Origin of the sequence: Cedecea sp. FDAARGOS_727, assembly GCF_012273235.1 — a bacterium.
In the GTDB taxonomy this organism is placed as follows: domain Bacteria; phylum Pseudomonadota; class Gammaproteobacteria; order Enterobacterales; family Enterobacteriaceae; genus Cedecea; species Cedecea davisae.
Map to the genome: position 1 here is coordinate 239081 of NZ_CP050966.1, position 15689 is coordinate 254769.

The 15689-nt window shown below is 53.5% G+C and carries 14 protein-coding genes; 9 read left to right on the forward strand and 5 right to left on the reverse strand.

The genetic code is table 11. The features are described 5' to 3' along the window. Window positions 1-55: 55 nt before the first annotated feature. Window positions 56-1972, reverse strand: coding sequence for a M14 family metallopeptidase (locus FOC35_RS01240; protein WP_172567915.1), 1917 nt, complete (start codon window positions 1970-1972; stop codon window positions 56-58). A gap of 260 nt (window positions 1973-2232) precedes the next feature. Between FOC35_RS01240 and rlmI the strand changes: the two genes are divergently transcribed. Next, on the forward strand, window positions 2233-3423 hold the full coding sequence (rlmI, locus tag FOC35_RS01245) for a 23S rRNA (cytosine(1962)-C(5))-methyltransferase RlmI (protein WP_016535678.1): 1191 nt from the start codon (window positions 2233-2235) through the stop codon (window positions 3421-3423). Between the two features lie 61 nt (window positions 3424-3484). Beyond that, window positions 3485-3802 (forward strand): heat shock protein HspQ, encoded by a 318-nt coding sequence (hspQ, locus tag FOC35_RS01250; RefSeq protein WP_016535677.1) that lies wholly within the window; start codon window positions 3485-3487, stop codon window positions 3800-3802. A 29-nt stretch (window positions 3803-3831) separates the two neighbouring features. On the opposite strand, the gene FOC35_RS01255 is transcribed toward hspQ, so the two are convergent. Then, entirely contained in the window at window positions 3832-4245 is a 414-nt protein-coding gene (locus tag FOC35_RS01255) for a CoA-binding protein (protein ID WP_016535676.1), read from the reverse strand. A 169-nt stretch (window positions 4246-4414) separates the two neighbouring features. On the opposite strand from FOC35_RS01255, the gene FOC35_RS01260 reads away from it, so the two are divergent. Together FOC35_RS01260 and mgsA are read left to right on the forward strand one after the other, a co-directional pair. Then, complete coding sequence (locus tag FOC35_RS01260; protein WP_172567916.1) at window positions 4415-5071, forward strand: DUF2057 family protein; 657 nt, start codon at window positions 4415-4417, stop codon at window positions 5069-5071. Window positions 5072-5173: 102 nt separating this feature from the next. Next, window positions 5174-5632, forward strand: coding sequence for a methylglyoxal synthase (mgsA, locus tag FOC35_RS01265; RefSeq protein WP_016535673.1), 459 nt, complete (start codon window positions 5174-5176; stop codon window positions 5630-5632). Here the strand turns inward: mgsA and helD are convergent, their stop codons facing one another. Then, window positions 5633-7687, reverse strand: coding sequence for a DNA helicase IV (gene helD, locus FOC35_RS01270; protein WP_172567917.1), 2055 nt, complete (start codon window positions 7685-7687; stop codon window positions 5633-5635). It lies immediately after the preceding gene. 129 nt (window positions 7688-7816) lie between these two features. On the opposite strand from helD, the gene FOC35_RS01275 reads away from it, so the two are divergent. Then, on the forward strand, window positions 7817-8263 hold the full coding sequence (locus FOC35_RS01275) for a YccF domain-containing protein (RefSeq protein WP_016535671.1): 447 nt from the start codon (window positions 7817-7819) through the stop codon (window positions 8261-8263). Window positions 8264-8272: 9 nt separating this feature from the next. Then, window positions 8273-10414 carry a YccS family putative transporter gene (gene yccS / locus FOC35_RS01280; RefSeq protein ID WP_172567918.1) on the forward strand — a complete coding sequence of 714 codons (2142 nt, stop codon included), beginning with the start codon at window positions 8273-8275 and terminating at the stop codon, window positions 10412-10414. Here the strand turns inward: yccS and FOC35_RS01285 are convergent. Next, the gene (locus tag FOC35_RS01285) at window positions 10399-11028 is read right to left on the reverse strand and encodes a TfoX/Sxy family DNA transformation protein (RefSeq protein WP_172567919.1); all 630 of its coding nucleotides are present in this window, start codon (window positions 11026-11028) and stop codon (window positions 10399-10401) included. The two genes, yccS and FOC35_RS01285, sit on opposite strands and share 16 nt — an antisense overlap. Window positions 11029-11245: 217 nt before the next feature. On the opposite strand from FOC35_RS01285, the gene sulA reads away from it, so the two are divergent. After that, window positions 11246-11755 (forward strand): SOS-induced cell division inhibitor SulA, encoded by a 510-nt coding sequence (gene sulA, locus FOC35_RS01290; RefSeq protein ID WP_039898053.1) that lies wholly within the window; start codon window positions 11246-11248, stop codon window positions 11753-11755. A gap of 357 nt (window positions 11756-12112) precedes the next feature. Further along, window positions 12113-13168, forward strand: a complete 1056-nt coding sequence (ompA, locus tag FOC35_RS01295) for a porin OmpA (RefSeq protein WP_039898052.1) — start codon at window positions 12113-12115, stop codon at window positions 13166-13168. A gap of 90 nt (window positions 13169-13258) precedes the next feature. On the opposite strand, the gene matP is transcribed toward ompA, so the two are convergent. Continuing rightward, complete coding sequence (gene matP / locus FOC35_RS01300) at window positions 13259-13711, reverse strand: macrodomain Ter protein MatP (RefSeq protein ID WP_016535666.1); 453 nt, start codon at window positions 13709-13711, stop codon at window positions 13259-13261. Window positions 13712-13887: 176 nt separating this feature from the next. Between matP and FOC35_RS01305 the strand changes: the two genes are divergently transcribed. Beyond that, window positions 13888-15642, forward strand: a complete 1755-nt coding sequence (locus FOC35_RS01305; RefSeq protein WP_172567920.1) for a Lon protease family protein — start codon at window positions 13888-13890, stop codon at window positions 15640-15642. Window positions 15643-15689 lie beyond the last annotated feature (47 nt).

A 15689-nucleotide genomic window follows, 5' to 3' on the forward strand; every position in this document is an offset into this window, starting at 1 on the left:
CATCCGTAATGGGATCGGCCGCGCCACCGGCACGGCCGTTTTGCGAGACAGAGAGCTATTTGCCCTCGACTCGCCCTACCGGATAGACCCAGGCATTGGCATCGTAAAACGGCGTATGTTTATAAAACCACTCCAGCCGCGCGCTGCCGTCGGCGGCAAACGCCTTATCCAATTTCAGCTTTTGCTCGAATTCGGCTTTCAGTTTCGGGTCCTGCTCCAGCATCCTGCGGGCCATCGGCTCCATAACATACTCTTCCGGCTCTTCGGCAGAAACCAGCGTGGAGTTAAAGAACCCCCAGGCCCAGAAGGAGTCAGGGCTGGCTGGCTCCAGCAAGTCCATAGCCAGAACGCCTAACGGCTGATGGGTAGAGATAACTACCGATCCTGCCGGGAAAGTTTGCAGGCGCTTGAAAGTCTGAGGCTCACCGCTCACTAACAAATGCCCTTCATAACCCGGGATCTGCCCTTTTGCCGCACGATCTGGCTCAAAGCCATCCGCAAGTTTCACGTTATCCATGCGATATAAAGTCACCTCAACCGGCGTGGCCTTCTCCAGAGTTTTCATCTGAATGCCGTGAGCCCGAAGCCGCTCTATCACCGTTCCCCATTGGGCCGGAACGATGTACCCGGACGGCCGTGAAAGCGTTAAATCCGGTACGTCATTGGCGGTCACCGGCACGGTAATGGTTTTCGGTTTATTACTCCATTTAATCGTCTTTTGCCCGGTTATCGGAGAGACTTCGTAGTGCCAGTCACCCACAATAAACGGCACCTGCGTTGGCGCTCCCGGTTTCCATGTCAGGATGACGTCTTTGTCGGTCAGCGCTTTTTCCTTGTCTGCTGCGATGGCTTTTTTCAGCGAATCTGCATTATCGCCGATGGACTCAAACATCGCCTTTAGCATGACGTAATTGCCCAACACCTGAGTTTTGTAGGGATGGAGCGCATGCTGCTCAATCAGGATAGAAGGCACACTACGAATATCGCCATATTGGTTAGAAAAACGAGCAAGGTCGGTGCGATACGGGTAATAGCCCTGGGTCGGATCCTGGTTGCTGTTCAGGCTGATGCATTCATGAATGTGATGGCCGTAGCTTTGAACTTGCTGGTAAACATGAGGCTGCATCACGCTGTCCATCCAACGCGTAGCGGCGGGTGACCAGCCCTGGCCGTTGTTGCAGTATGAACTGTCATAGGGGTACATAGCGCCGTCGGTAGAATGCGTGTCGGCGAAGAAACTCAGGTCATACTGGTTGAAAACCCAGGCGACATTGCGAATTTCGGCGCTGTCGAGTTTGGTAAAATCACGGTTAAGGTTAAGGTTTTGGCCATTAACCCGCCAGCCGGTGATGTCCGGGCCGTTCTGGTTAATTCTGCCATACGCGCTGGTGCGCATATCGCCATCAATATTCACCGTCGGAATAAACAGAATATTGACCTTGTCGAGCAGCGCTGCCAGAGGTTTGTCGCCGGTGCTCATATCCCGCAGCAGCATGAACATAGCATCTTTGCCGTTAGCTTCGCCGGGGTGAATTTCCGCCTCAATCAGCACCGTTGGCTTTCCTGAGGCCCTTAGACCTGCGGCGCTTTTATCCTGAGAAGTCGAGGCTACCGCCAGCATCATCTGATAGCCTTCCGCGCTTTTTTCCGGCAGCCACTCCAACCTGATGAGGCCGCCAGAAGCGTCCGCAAGCTTGTTCATATACTCCACGGTTTGCTGATAGTTGCTGGTTTTATGAAAATCACTGCTCTCAGCCAGCGTAATTAGCGGGTTTTTAGCGTCCGCGAGGAATTTAGTGCTGGTCAGAGCCTGCTCAAACATCGGGGGCAGAATGCGGGTTTTCGCCGCTGCCGTTGCGCCTGCGTCGTCAATATAACCAGGTGCCTGAGGCAGTGCTGCCAAAACAGGCAGGCTTGTCAGCAGCAGCGAGCCCGCCGTTAATGCCAGGCGACGCGCACAAAAAATAGACATGGTGTCTCTCCTTGAGAAATGAAGGGTTCGAATAATACGCAGAACATTTATACCCACATTTATAAAAACAAAATGCCATGTTCATCAATCAATTAAAAATATCATAATAAATATAAATACCGAAATTAAGCATATATATTCAATTATAATTACAGGATATTCCGTTGCAGCCCGGCGGCACTTTTCGCGTTATTCCATTGCAATTACCCGCCCTAAACCTGAAAATGGCGCCCATTTCTTAGCAAAGCAGCAAAAAAATTATGAGCGTACGTTTAGTGTTAGCCAAAGGGCGCGAGAAATCGTTATTGCGCCGTCATCCATGGGTTTTCTCCGGTGCGGTTGCGCGCCTTGAAGGCAAGGCCAATCTCGGCGAAACGGTTGATGTAGTAGACAGCCAGGGGAAATGGCTGGCACGCGCTGCGTTTTCACCCGAGTCGCAAATTCGCGCCCGCGTCTGGACCTTTAACCAGGATGAGAGCATCGACATCGCCTTCTTCACCCGTCGCCTGCAGCAGGCGCAGCAGTGGCGTGACTGGCTGGCTAAACGTGACGGTCTGGACAGCTACCGCCTGATTGCCGGTGAGTCCGACGGCCTGCCGGGCGTGACTATCGACCGCTTTGGCAATTTCCTGGTGCTGCAATTGCTGTCGGCTGGTGCCGAATATCAGCGCCCGGCGCTGGTTGCAGCCCTGCAAACCCTGTACCCGGAATGCTCTATTTATGACCGCTCCGACGTTGCGGTGCGCAAAAAAGAAGGGATGGAGCTAACTCAGGGTCCGGTAAGCGGCGAGCTGCCTCCTGCCCTGCTGCCGATTGAAGAGCACGGCATGAAGCTGCTGGTTGATATTCAGGCCGGGCACAAGACCGGCTACTATCTTGACCAGCGCGATAGCCGCTTCGCTACCCGCCGCTACGTAGAAGACAAGCGCGTGCTGAACTGCTTCTCTTATACCGGTGGTTTTGCCGTTTCTGCCCTGATGGGCAACTGCCGCCAGGTGATAAGCGTAGACACCTCTCAGGACGCGCTGGATATTGCGAAGCAGAACGTTGAGCTGAACAAGCTCGACCTCAGCAAAGCCGAATTCCTGCGCGATGACGTATTCAAGCTGCTGCGTAAATACCGTGACCAGGGCGAGAAATTCGATGTCATCGTGATGGATCCGCCAAAGTTCGTTGAAAACAAAAACCAGCTGTCGGGTGCCTGCCGTGGGTATAAAGACATCAACATGCTGGCAATCCAGCTGCTCAACCCGGGCGGCATCCTGATGACCTTCTCCTGCTCCGGCCTGATGACCACGGATTTATTCCAGAAAATCATCGCCGACGCCGCCGTAGATGCCGGGCGTGATGTACAATTTATAGAGCAGTTCCGTCAGGCCGCCGATCACCCGGTGATCGCAACCTACCCGGAAGGGCTGTATCTGAAGGGGTTTGCCTGTCGAGTCATGTAGCTTGAAAAGCGGAAGGTTGCCCGCATATTAGTATGCAGAGTAATGTTCCCGGGAGGTGACTATGATTGCCAGCAAATACGGTATTGGTCAGCAGGTTCGCCATTCTTTGCTGGGCTATTTGGGCGTAGTGGTCGATATCGACCCCGAGTATTCGCTCGATGAGCCTCAGGAAGATGAGCTGGCCGACAATAGCGCACTTCGCGCCGCTCCCTGGTACCACGTTGTGATGGAAGATGATGATGGCCAGGCGATTCATACCTATCTCGCCGAAGCTCAGCTCAGTTCTGAAGACGACGACGAGCACCCCGAGCAGCCTTCAATGGACGAACTGGCCGCCTCGATACGCCAACAGCTCCAGGCTCCGCGCCTGCGTAACTGACAAAAAACCCCGCTTTTGCGGGGTTTTTCTTATTTAGCCAGCCCGAGCCTCGGTATCTCAATTGCCGGACACTTGTCCATCACCACGTTTAATCCAGCATTCTGCGCCAGCACCGCGGCCTGTTCATTGATGACACCAAGCTGCATCCACAGCGTCTTAGCCCCAATAGCTATTGCTTCCTGAGCAACGCCCCACGCGGCTTCTGAATTACGGAAAACATCAACCATATCGATTTTTTTCGGGATATCGGCGAGCGTCGCGTAGCCCTGCTGCCCCAGTAATGTTTTACCGGCCACTTTTGGCGACACTGGGATCACTTCGTAACCCTGCTTTAACAGATAGTCCATCACCCGATAGCTCGGGCGGTCGGGCTTGTCGCTGGCACCCACCAGCGCAATGGTGCGGGTCGTTTTCAGGATTGTTTCGATTTCGTTTGGTTTCATAGCGCCCCCGTTGGATGTTGTCTGAAGTGTATGCCAATCCACTCCCCCCGGCCATGTTTCTGCCGCGAGCAAAGAGCGCAATTTCTGAAAATATGTCTATATGTTAATAGATGGAGTTTGAGTAAAGATTTGAAACATCCGCCCAGCATGCTCAACCAGGGAGAGTGAAATGAGAGCCGGCTTATCTTTAGTAGCGTTGATTCTGATGATGCCAGTGTTGGCCTGGGGAACGACTCTGCGTCTGTCAGGCGAGATAGATTTGCTGGTACTCGACGGTAAAAGGGTTTCCAGCTCGCTGCTGAAAGGCGCTGATAGTATAGAAATAGATAATGGCCCGCACCAGCTGGTGCTGCGGGTTGAAAAAAACTTTAGCGCTGGCCCGCCCGGGCGATATACCTGGATTTCACCGCCGCTGGTGCTGAGTTTTGATAGCAAAGAGATAGACCAGGTAAACATAGTGCTGCCGCATATTGATACCCGCAAAGAGGGGGAACGGTTTGCGGCAATGCCCCAGATAAAGCTGGTCGATGGCCTCTCAAAACCTATCGCCGCCAGGCTGGATAAGCTTGAAATCCATCCCGATCCTCGCGGAACGGATTACGATGAAGAAACCCAGCGCTACAACAAAGCGGGGAAAAAGGCTTCAATACCGGCTTTTGCCGATCTTGCGATGGAGAATAAAACGCAGGATCTGGCAGCAAACGGGCTGGATCGCGTACCGTCAGAAACCCTTACCGAACAGCGCCTGAAATATTGGTTTAACCAGGCGGACAAATCCACGCGCGCAAAATTCTTACGCTGGGCGAGAGAAAGCCCTGCGCCGTAGGGCGCCGCTCACAAAGCATCATGCTTTTTTATCCCCTTCTCTTGCAGCGCCGGGCGCTTCCAGTAAGCTGTCTGCAGTTAAAAAACAGCCCAGGAAAAAACAATGGAATTAACAACCCGCACCCTCGGGGTAAAGAAACATATCGCGCTGGTGGCTCACGACCACTGTAAAGATGCGCTCCTGAAGTGGGTACAGCGCCACAAAGCAACGCTCGCAAGGCATACGCTGTACGCAACCGGAACCACGGGTAATCTTATTCAGAGGGCCACCGGTCTTGACGTCCATGCGATGCTTAGCGGCCCAATGGGCGGCGACCAGCAGGTAGGCGCCCTGATTTCAGAAGGTAAAATTGACGTCCTGATTTTCTTCTGGGACCCGCTTAACGCCGTGCCGCACGACCCGGATGTTAAAGCGCTGCTGCGCCTGGCGACGGTGTGGAACATTCCGGTCGCCACTAACCTCTCCACGGCTGATTTTATTATCCAGTCGCCAGGCTTTAACGAAAGCGTTGATATTCTTATCCCTGACTACCAGCGCTATCTCAGCGAGCGCCTGAAATAATCAGGGCCGACTGGCAGACGGCACGCCAAGGTGCTTCAGTATCTCAACAAACGAAGAAGGTTCCTGTTTGTTGAACATCAGCCAAACCCGGTGCCGGGCACGAGTCAGCGCGACATAAAGCAAACGGCGCTCCTCGGCGTCCGGGAAGTCCTCCGGCTGCGGCAGAAGCGCCTGCTCCATGATTGACTCGCGAGCCGGAGCCGGGAAACCATCTTTCCCGTCCTGCAGGCCCAGAATAATCACATAATCCGCCTGCTGGCCTTTACTGGCGTGAATAGTCATAAAATCGATATTCAGTTTCGGCCAGCGGGTAGCGGCTTTCTCCAGGCTAGCCGGGCGCAGATGGTGATAGCGCGCCAGTACCAGAATGCGCTGCTCCGGGAGGGCGTAACCGCTGAGCTTGTCTAACAAATCCTCAAGCCTGTCGTCCGCCAGCAGCATCACGGCTTTTTTATCCCCTTTTGAGAGGCTGTTCAGCGGCTTGCGTAGCTGATGCGGGTTTTGCTGTACAAAGCCGTTGGCAATTTCCCCGATGCGGTCATTGAAACGATACGTCGTATCCAGCGCGCAGCTGTCACCCTCGCCAAAATGGTGGCTGAAGGCGGTAGTCAACGCCATTTCCGCGCCGCTAAAGCGATAAATCGCCTGCCAGTCGTCGCCCACGGCATAGAGCGAGGTGTGGGAATTTTGACGACGCAGAGCGGCTAACAACGCCGCTCGCTGCGGGGAGATATCCTGAAATTCATCCACCAGAATATGCTTCCACGGGCTGATAAACCGCCCCTTCTCGAGCACATTTATCGCCTGATGAATCAGCCCGGAGAAATCAACAGCTTCCTCTGCCTTGAGCGCGCTCTTCCAGCTTTTCAGCAGCGGAGCCATCAGCTTGACGCGTTTAGTAAACAGCTCCCGCACCTCTTCGGGTGCGCTGGCAATCATTTCTGCCTGCGACCCGCCGTGCATGCGCATCAGGCCAAGCCAGCGATCCAGGCGACCCGCAAGCCGTTTTGCCAGGCGCGCATCCAGCCAGTATTCGCCTTCGGGGACATCCCATTCCAGCTCCTCACTCAGCCACTGACGCCAGCCCTTTGCCATTGCTTTTTTCTCGCGGCACTGCTGCCGCCAGCTCTCAATCAGCAACTGGTGGCGAGCGGCGGTATCACTTTCCAGTTCGCTAACTCGCGGCGCTTTTTTGCTGCCCTGCTGAATAATATGCAGCGCCAGGGAATGGAACGTCCTGGCTGAGATGGCCTCGGTATTCAGGCGGCTGGAGATGCGTTCATCCATTTCCTGAGCGGCCTGGCGGCCAAACGCCAGCAGCAAAATTTGATCTTCCGTGGCTTCGCCGCGCTGCAATAGCCAGCCCGCACGAGCCACCAGCACAGAGGTTTTACCGCTCCCTGCTCCCGCCAAAACCAGCAACGCATCTTCACCGTTGACTACCGCTCTTGCCTGAGATGGGTTCAATGCCGAGCTTTCCACCTGTTCGAAGAATGAGGCATATTTTTCCAGCATGCGCTCGGTATAGGCGGCATTGCGCTGGTGACGCCGCTCTTCGCCCTGCTCAAGCCAGGCCTTGCATATTGCCCAGGCTTCGCGGCAGTTTTCAAATTCAGTCAGGCGGCTTTGCGGCAAAGGCAGAGCCGCTATCGCTCCCCGCAGATTTTGCTGTAACTCGAGCATATCGCTGCGTTTGAACCATTTTTCCTGGCGAGTTCGCCGGGCAATTTCTTCCCGCTGGGCGGTAAGAACCCCAGCGGCGACTTCGCTCATCTCTTCGCTCCAGCTAAGCCACAGCGTATTGAGATGATGGAAAAATTTTTGCGTCTCCGCCCACTCTGTTCCGTGCAGGCGAACGACTTTGTCATCCGGGAGCACGAACTCCAGTTCTCCCCACACCAGGCCACGCTTGCAGTTGATCGCTATCAACTGGTTGAATGGGATAAGATATTCATGTCGGTCGCCTTTGACCTCAACGCCAGCAGACAGCAGTTTGACCCGATTATACGGATGCTGCGCCAGGTGTTTGCCGAGAGAGGTTGCTTTGAGTTCCATTACATTGCCCAATCCTGGAGATGGTTGTAGCTTAAGTTTAACTGCCGATGGAATGACGCTCCAGAGTAAAAACGCGTTACAATTGTTGTGGTTATCAATTCTGTTACTTTCTGCCAGGGAAGCGTGATTATGCGTACTGTATTAAATGTCCTTAACTTTGTCTTAGGTGGTTTCTTCACTACCCTGTCCTGGCTATTTGCTACGCTGGTTAGCATCGTGCTGATTTTTACCCTGCCGCTTACCCGCTCCTGCTGGGAAATTACCAAACTCTCCTTCTTACCGTACGGCAACGAGGCTATTCACGTTGACGATCTGAACCCACAGTCAAAAAATGCGTTGATGAATACCGGCGGTACGCTGCTGAACGTTCTGTGGTTTATCTTCTTCGGCTGGTGGTTATGCCTTATGCATATCATGGCTGGCGTTACGCAGTGCATCACTATTATCGGTATTCCGGTGGGGATAGCGAACTTCAAGATTGCCGCCATCGCCCTGTGGCCGGTTGGTCGCCGCGTGGTCTCCGTTGAAACCGCACAAGCCGCTCGCGAGGCTAACGCCCGCCGTCGTTTCCAATAAGGAGCGCTTGTGCTGACCCTTAGCCCTCTTGTCCGTCGCTATACCTGGAACAGCGCCTGGCTCTATAACTTACGCATTTTTATTGCGCTTACCGGCACCGTGGCGCTGCCGTGGTGGCTGGGGGAAGTCAAACTGACCATCCCGCTGACGCTGGGCGTAGTCGCCGCGGCGCTGACGGATCTGGACGATCGCCTGAGCGGACGGCTGCGCAATTTACTGATTACTCTGGTGAGTTTTTTTATTGCCTCCGCCTCCGTGGAACTGCTGTTCCCGTGGCCATGGCTGTTTGCCCTGGGGCTCACCATTTCAACCAGCGGCTTTATTTTGCTCGGCGGTCTGGGCCAGCGCTACGCCACGATTGCCTTTGGCGCCCTGCTGATAGCTATCTATACCATGCTCGGCATTTCTTTGTATGAGCACTGGTATCAACAGCCGCTGTTCCTGCTGGCAGGCGCTGTCTGGTATAACCTGCTGACGCTGGCAGGGCATTTAATTTTCCCCATCCGCCCGCTGCAGGATAACCTCGCCCGATGCTACGAAAATCTTGCCAGCTACCTTGAAATTAAAGCCACGCTGTTTGACCCGGATATAGAAGAAGAGAGCCAGGCCCCCATGCTGGAACTGGCAATGGCCAACAGCCAGCTGGTGACCACGCTGAACCAGACCAAAGGTTCGCTACTCACGCGCCTGCGGGGCGATCGCGGGCAAAGAGGAACGCGCAGAACGCTGCATTATTATTTTGTTGCCCAGGATATTCATGAACGCGCCAGCTCCTCGCATATTCAATACCAGGCTCTGCGCGATAAATTCCGCTACAGCGATGTAATGTTTCGCTTCCAGCGGCTGCTAACCATGCAATCTCAGGCCTGCCAGCAGCTTTCTCGCTCTATTCTGCTGCGCGTGCCCTACCAGCACGATCCGCGCTTTGAGCGCGCTTTTAATCACCTCGACTCGGCGCTTGATCGAATTCGGGCGGGGCATGCGTCCGCCTCCGAAATTAAAGCGCTGGGTTTCCTGATTAATAACCTGCGGGCAATAGATGCTCAACTGGCCAATATCGAGTCCGAACAGGCAATAGCCGAGCCGCAGAATGACCCGGATAACCGCCTTGCAGACGACCGGCTGACCGGCTTCGGTGACATCTGGCAGCGCCTGGCTCGTAATCTGACGCCGGAATCCGCCCTGTTCCGCCATGCGGTGCGTATGTCGCTGGTTCTTTGCGTGGGCTACGCGTTTATTCAGATAACCGGCCTTCAGCACGGCTATTGGATCCTGCTCACCAGCCTGTTTGTTTGCCAGCCAAACTACAGCGCTACCCGGCGGCGGCTGGCGTTGCGAATAATCGGAACGTTAATTGGGATTGCCGTCGGCCTGCCGCTGCTTTGGCTGGTTCCTTCTCTTGAAGGTCAGCTGCTGCTGATAGTGATAACCGGCGTGCTGTTCTTTGCTTTTCGCAATGTGCAATATGCCCACGCCACGATGTTTATCACCCTGCTGGTACTGCTGTGCTTTAACCTGCTGGGCGAAGGTTTTGAGGTGGCGCTACCGCGTGTTATCGATACGCTGCTCGGCTGCGCAATTGCCTGGGCGGCGGTGAGTTTTGTCTGGCCGGACTGGCGGTTCCGCAGGCTGCCGCTGGTGGTAGAGCGCGCTTTCAACGCCAATTGCCGCTATCTGGATGCCATTCTTGAGCAATACCATCAGGGACGAGATAACCGTGTCGAATACCGCATTGCGCGGCGGGATGCACACAATAAAGATGCGGAACTTGCTTCGGTTGTCTCGAATATGTCATCTGAACCGCGAGTCTCGCCGGAGATGCGTGAAGCGGCTTTCCGGCTGCTGTGCCTTAACCATTCTTTTAACAGCTATATTTCCGCGCTGGGGGCGCACCGCGAAAAACTGAACCACGGTGAAACGCTGCTGCTGCTTGATGACGCCGTATGTTATGTTGACGACGCACTGCATCATCTGCCGGTCGACGAACTGCGCGTTCAGAGCGCTTTGCAGCAGCTTTCTGCCCGCATCGCGCAGCTTGAGGCCCGCCCGGAAACCAAAGAGCCGCTGGTGTTGCAGCAAATTGGGCTGCTGATTGCTCTGCTACCTGAGATATCTCGTCTTCAGCAGCAAATCACTCACTGCTCGGAATAACGTTGCTGGCGCTGCTCATAGCGGCGCCACCATTCCGTCAACTCTTCACGAACGGCCAGCGGCAGTACCGCCTCATGCACGCCCTGGATCGCGCCGGCCAGCGCCAGCAGCACTTTAATCCCCACCGGTTTCTTATTCTTGCGCAGCCTGAGCCATGACCGCTTGGCACCAAACACGCGCAGAGTATTAAAATCGCCAATACCCACTTCCCGCAGCATAACTTCTATGTTCATCGAGAGGTTAGGCAGATCCTTCAATCTGTGAGAATTGAACTTACGCTGTACATTTTCCCGCCTCGCACTGCTCAGAGACTGAAAAGAAAGCTGGATAAGCTTGTCATGATTGCTCCAAAGTTCTTCATCAACGCGATAGTAGTTAAGTTCAATCGGTAACCCTCTTTTATAAAACATCAGCGTCGGAGCAGATTTTTGGCTGAAATAGTCAGCACATTGTTCGCAGGCACGAAGATAAAGTTCCCCCTCGGAAACCATAGCAAAGATAATGCCTTCGACTGCCAGACTGTAGCCGCCGAACAGCGGACGAAAGCCAATGTCTCCTAACGGAGAAAGGCATTCTTGAGATTTATGGATCCTGACATACGTGACGTCCTTCATGGTTTGTCCTTATATATCAAACAGTAAATTAATGGCCGCGTTACTCGCCTCCCTAATAACAGAAAATAAGTAACGTTATCTGCTATGGCAACGACAATTTGTTTTACGCCGGATCTGCATAAAGAAATTGCGAGACACTTTCCGAAATTTCGGTTGATCTTTGTCCTGACAGGTATTACTGTATATTCATACAGTAACCCATCAGGCGGGACTCACTATGCACTCACAGAACTTACAAACTCACTTTCGTCATGTTGCAGTAGCCGCGCACTCCCCTGCCCGGCCGTTATCTGATAACAGTACACAGGGGTTAATCAGTGAAATGGTCTACAGTGAAGACTGCCCGTGGGTAACGCAGTTTATTCTGCTACCTTTATTGCAGCAGCTAGGGCAACAATCTCGCTGGCAGTTATGGCTTACCCCGCAGCAAAAGCTCAGCCGTGAATGGCTGCAGGCCGCCGGGCTTCCGCTGGCAAAAGTGATGCAGGCAAGCCAGTTAGATCCGCTCTATACAGTAGAGGCGATGGTAAAGGCGCTGCAAACCGGAAATTACAGCGTAGTGATAGGCTGGTTGCCCGAAGAATTAACAGATGAAGAACATTTGAGACTGACCCTCGCCGCTGAAGCTGGCAACGCAATGGGCTTCATTATGCGTCCAACCAGCAGGGGATCATCCGGTTCCAGACCGCGAAATGGCCTAAAAATTCATTCTAGTTTGTATCATTAAGTAAATTTAGGAGAAATCCTGGTATTTTTTCTCCGTGCCATATAATCCGCTGTCATTACTCAAAATTCCCCGTCATACGGCGGATCCACTGGGTTCTTCCATGGAACCCAGTGTTCAAAAAACAGGCCATTCTGTAATAAAATATGTATGCAAGTCGTTTTTTTTCATATGCCTGACGGACTTCACACTTGTAACTTTTCAACTACGTTGTAGACTTTACCTCGCCAGGGTTGCTCTTCATAACACCGATATATCGGTAGAGTAACAATTGAGCATAAACCCGGGCGAAGGATTTAACCCTGGGCTTTAAATTGGTTTAGAGCTCATGGCCTTTTGGATGATAATGAGGCGCAAAAAATGAAAAAGACAGCTATCGCGATTGCAGTGGCACTGGCTGGCTTCGCTACCGTAGCGCAGGCCGCACCGAAAGATAACACCTGGTATGCAGGTGGCAAACTGGGCTGGTCTCAGTTCCACGATACCGGCTGGTATAACAAGGACCTGCAAAACAACGGCGCAACGCATGAAAGCCAACTGGGCGCTGGTGCCTTCGGTGGTTATCAGGTTAACCCGTACGTTGGTTTTGAAATGGGTTACGACTGGCTTGGCCGTATGCCTTACAAAGGCAGCGAAGTTAGCGGTGCTTTCAAAGCACAGGGCGTACAGCTGACCGCTAAACTGGGTTACCCAATCACTGACGATCTGGACGTTTATACTCGTCTGGGTGGTATGGTTTGGCGTGCAGACTCCAAAAACAGCATCGCTGGTAAAGACCACGACACCGGTGTTTCCCCAGTATTCGCTGGTGGTGTTGAGTGGGCTGTTACCCGTGACATCGCTACCCGTCTGGAATACCAGTGGGTTAACAACATCGGCGACGCACAGACTGTAGGTGTTCGTCCGGACAACGGCATGCTGAGCGTAGGTGTTTCCTACCGTTTCGGTCAGCAGGAAGATGCAGCTCCGGTTGTAGCTCCAGCTCCGGCACCAGCTCCAGAAGTACAGACCAAGCACTTCACTCTGAAGTCTGACGTTCTGTTCAACTTCAACAAAGCTACTCTGAAACCAGAAGGCCAGCAGGCTCTGGATCAGCTGTACACCCAGCTGAGCAACCTGGATCCGAAAGACGGTTCCGTAGTTGTTCTGGGCTACACTGACCGTATCGGTTCTGAGCAGTACAATGCTAAACTGTCTGAAAAACGTGCACAGAGCGTTGTTGATTACCTGATCTCTAAAGGTATCCCGGCAAACAAAATCTCTCCACGTGGCATGGGCAAAGCTAACCCAGTTACTGGCAACACCTGTGACAACGTAGCGCCTAAAGCTAAACTGATCGACTGCCTGGCTCCAGATCGTCGTGTTGAGATCGAAGTTAAAGGTGTTAAAGAAGTTGTAACTCAGCCTGCGGCATAAGTTACTCTTCCTTGACAAAAACCCCGCCATGGCGGGGTTTTTTATTGGTTGTTATTTAGCGAATTTCACGCCACCGCCTTCAGGGGCAAACTACTTTTTGCCCAGCATAGCCTGCAGATCCTGCTTCAGCGTCGACATCGTGGTTTCTACTTTCTCTTTACGTTCGGCATCTTCAATCAGCTGAACGATGGTTTCGGAAAGCGTATTACCGCGCCGCTGCGCAAGCCCGGCCAGACGTTGCCAGACCAGGTATTCCAGGTCGATGGATTTTTTACGGGTGTGCTGATGCTCGGCGTTAAAATGCCTCTTACGCCGCGCGCGAATCGTCTGCTTCATGCGGTTATGCAGCGCCGGATTCATATGCTGTTCAATCCAGTTCTGGACCAGAACAGGCACATTTTCCAGCGTCAGAAGCTGCTCCACGGCCTCCTGGGCTGCACTGGCTTCGATGTACCGCGTGATCAACTCTCCTTCGCGATGCTTCTTGACCAGATACTTCCACTTCCAGCCGCTCTCGAGATTTTCCAACTGTTGATATTTCATTGCGATCTCAGTGTGACCGTGTAACTTAGTTCAGAATAACAGTTTTTACGCCATTCGCTGAACTGAAAATCAAAGCTGTGAGGGGGATAAAACTGTGTTGCTGCTTTATCCGTGTGCTACCCGAGCGATTCTTGTATAATCGCGCCTTTGACATCTCATTAAAAAATATAGCGACTTTGACGACTAATCGACTTGACTGGCGTGCCCTGGTGCCTGATACCGAAAGCTATCAGGAAATTTTTGCACAGCCTTATGATACCGACTCTGCCCCTCTCTCCGCCGTTCAGCCCCGTTTAGTTTACGGGATTGAGCAACTCAACCTTTCCGTCTCTTCCTCAGACCTGATGCTAATAAAAGCCCCGGAAGAGCAAGAATATCTGGATCTTATTGCAGCGGCCGTTGAGGAAACGCGCGGTGAAGCCGAAGTGCTTACCGGCGGACATTACCTTATTGAAGGCAGCCGCGTTAGCCTGCGTCCGGCTGAACAAAGCGATGATAACTTCGCCTCCAGCGGAGAAATTATCGCCGCTGACTGGGTTGAGTCTGAGCAGCTTTTCGGCTGCGTGCGTCAATTTTCCGGGGAAGTCACCCTGGAGCCAGGCCTTATCCATCGTGCCAACGGCGGCGTATTAATCCTCTCCCTGCGCAGCGTGCTAGCTCAGCCTCTGCTGTGGCTACGCTTAAAGCAAATGATGATCCAGGGCCGCTTCGACTGGGTCTCGCCGGACGAAACGCGCCCGCTGCCGGTTAAAATCCCTTCGCTGGAGCTTGATTTCAAGCTAATTCTGGTCGGCGAGCGTGACTCGCTGGCGGACTTCCAGGAAATGGAGATGGACCTGGTTTCATCGGCAATCTACAGCGAGTTTGAAGATAACCTGCAAATCGCCTCGCCCGACGAAATGGCGCTGTGGTGCCAGTGGATCTACGCCGTTGCCGACGCTAAATCCTTACCAGCTCCAGCGGCAGATGCCTGGCAGCCTCTGATTCGCGAAGCGGTTCGCTATACCGGCGACTCGGAGATGCTCCCGCTCTGCCCTTCATGGATTTCACGCCAGCTGCGCGAAGTCGCGCCGTTTACCGGGGAAAGCATCTTCACCGCGGAGCAGCTTCAGCAAATGCTCGAGCAACGCGAATGGCGAGAAGGTTTCCTTGCCGAGCGCATGCAGGATGAAATCCTGCTCGAGCAAATCCTGATTGAAACCGAAGGCGAGATGATAGGCCAAATCAACGCCCTGTCGGTGATTGAGTTTCCCGGCCACCCTCGCGCGTTTGGCGAGCCATCCCGCATTAGCTGCGTGGTACACGTGGGCGACGGCGAGTTCACCGACGTTGAGCGTAAAGCCGAGCTTGGCGGTAACATTCATGCCAAAGGCATGATGATCATGCAGGCGTTTCTGATGTCCGAGCTGCAGCTCGATCAGCAGATCCCGTTCTCAGCTTCCATCACCTTCGAGCAGTCCTACAGCGAAGTGGATGGCGATAGCGCCTCGATGGCCGAGCTGTGTGCGCTTATCAGCGCCCTCTCCAATGTGCCGATTTATCAGCACATCGCGATTACCGGATCGGTAGATCAGTTTGGTCGCGTGCAGCCGGTGGGCGGGCTGAACGAAAAAATTGAAGGTTTCTTCCGCATCTGCCAGCAGCGTGAATTCAGCGGCCAGCAGGGCGTGATTATTCCTTCGGCCAACGTGCGCCATCTTTCGCTGCATAAAGATGTACTTGAAGCCGTTGAGCAAAATAAATTTTCCATCTGGGCAATTGACGACATAGCCGATGCATTACCGTTATTGACCAGTCTCCCGTGGGACGGCGAAGGGCAGAATACCCTGATGCGCGCGGTGCAGGAGCGTATTGCTCAGGCGCTGGCACCGGATGTTCGCCATCGTTTCCCCTGGCCGCTACGCTGGCTCAACTGGTTCAACCACAACTGATCGGACTTGTTGAGCGTACACGTGTTAGCTAACCTGCGTGCTTCATT

Coding starts and splice junctions, on each gene's coding strand:
- FOC35_RS01240 (WP_172567915.1), bottom strand. CDS start 1,972: ATGTCTATTTTTTGTGCGCGTCGCCTGGCATTAACGGCGGGCTCGCTG.
- rlmI (WP_016535678.1), top strand. CDS start 2,233: ATGAGCGTACGTTTAGTGTTAGCCAAAGGGCGCGAGAAATCGTTATTG.
- hspQ (WP_016535677.1), top strand. CDS start 3,485: ATGATTGCCAGCAAATACGGTATTGGTCAGCAGGTTCGCCATTCTTTG.
- FOC35_RS01255 (WP_016535676.1), bottom strand. CDS start 4,245: ATGAAACCAAACGAAATCGAAACAATCCTGAAAACGACCCGCACCATT.
- FOC35_RS01260 (WP_172567916.1), top strand. CDS start 4,415: ATGAGAGCCGGCTTATCTTTAGTAGCGTTGATTCTGATGATGCCAGTG.
- mgsA (WP_016535673.1), top strand. CDS start 5,174: ATGGAATTAACAACCCGCACCCTCGGGGTAAAGAAACATATCGCGCTG.
- helD (WP_172567917.1), bottom strand. CDS start 7,687: ATGGAACTCAAAGCAACCTCTCTCGGCAAACACCTGGCGCAGCATCCG.
- FOC35_RS01275 (WP_016535671.1), top strand. CDS start 7,817: ATGCGTACTGTATTAAATGTCCTTAACTTTGTCTTAGGTGGTTTCTTC.
- FOC35_RS01285 (WP_172567919.1), bottom strand. CDS start 11,028: ATGAAGGACGTCACGTATGTCAGGATCCATAAATCTCAAGAATGCCTT.
- sulA (WP_039898053.1), top strand. CDS start 11,246: ATGCACTCACAGAACTTACAAACTCACTTTCGTCATGTTGCAGTAGCC.
- ompA (WP_039898052.1), top strand. CDS start 12,113: ATGAAAAAGACAGCTATCGCGATTGCAGTGGCACTGGCTGGCTTCGCT.
- matP (WP_016535666.1), bottom strand. CDS start 13,711: ATGAAATATCAACAGTTGGAAAATCTCGAGAGCGGCTGGAAGTGGAAG.